The 674-nt window shown below is 39.9% G+C and carries 1 protein-coding gene; it reads left to right on the top strand.

What is annotated here, in order from left to right; all coding sequences use genetic code 11:
* Positions 1-275: 275 nt before the first annotated feature.
* Positions 276-674, top strand: a 399-nt coding sequence (locus tag IQR33_RS04620; RefSeq protein ID WP_193843545.1) for a substrate-binding domain-containing protein, incomplete at its 3' end; no start/stop codon positions are given.

Raw genomic sequence — 674 nt, 5'->3', positions numbered from 1 at the left:
TTTAATTGTTATATTTGCCAAATCAATGAGTTACTCATATCTAATTGTTATGAAATGTACCAAAATCGATGGGGTTATCATCTTGAACATGAGGCAACGTTATAAAAACGTTACGTTCAAATTGAGAGAGGGATAAGTCGCGGAATTAATAGTTAGAAATGACAACGTGTCATAGAGGGTTCAACTAAGTGAAACACAACTGTCATATTCAAATTCTAAAGTGAGCACCGTTCAAGTGAAACACAACGGCAATAAAGCCACTTAAGGAAATTGTGATGAAAAAGACAGTAATCGGTGCAATCGCACTTCTAGGCGCAATGGCAGTGACTCCTGTTTCTGCTAAAGAAACTATCTCTGCAGTGGGTTCTAGCAGCGTAACTCCACTGATGGAAGTTTTCTCTGAAACGTACATGAAGAAGAACCCTAACGTATTTATCGAAGTTCAAGGTCCTGGTTCTTCAGCTGGTGTAAAAGCAGCGAAAAATGGTTCAGCAGACCTTGGTATGTCTTCTCGTAATCTAAAAGACTCTGAAAAAGAATCAACACTAATCGAAGAAGTGGTTGCTCGTGATGGTATCGCAGTGGTTGTCAACCCACAAAACAAACTGCCAGGTCTAACAGCCGAGCAAGTGACTGCAATCTACAAAGGCGAAGTATCAAACTGGAAAGAAGTC

Source organism: Vibrio sp. OPT46 (assembly GCF_015163535.1).
In the GTDB taxonomy this organism is placed as follows: domain Bacteria; phylum Pseudomonadota; class Gammaproteobacteria; order Enterobacterales; family Vibrionaceae; genus Vibrio; species Vibrio alginolyticus.
The sequence above is the reverse complement of the archived record's forward strand: the minus strand, read 5'-3'. Positions and strand labels throughout refer to the sequence as shown.